Genomic DNA, 313 nt, shown 5'->3' with positions numbered 1-313 from the left:
ACAAACGCGCGGTCAGCTTTCTGGGAGCTATCTATCTGGCCGCCTCGGTGATCCTCCTTAACTGATGACACTCCCTAGCGCAAATAACGATGTTGTGTCGTCCTTCGACTTCAGGCGCGCTGCGCCTGACGCTCAGGCCCAACGGCCTCCCGCTCGTGCTGAGCGTAGCGGAGCGAAGTCGAAGCAGGGCTGCCGGATCGCGTCCGGCAGGGCTACAACCTAACGTGAGACGCGCTAGCGCACTTCACGATGCTGTGTAGCCCTTCAACTTCAGGCGCGTTACGCCTGACGCTCAGGACGAACGGCCTCCCGT

This window comes from Desulfurellaceae bacterium (assembly GCA_021296095.1).
GTDB lineage: Bacteria > Desulfobacterota > Binatia > Bin18 > Bin18 > JAAXHF01.
The sequence above is the reverse complement of the archived record's forward strand: the minus strand, read 5'-3'. Positions refer to the sequence as shown.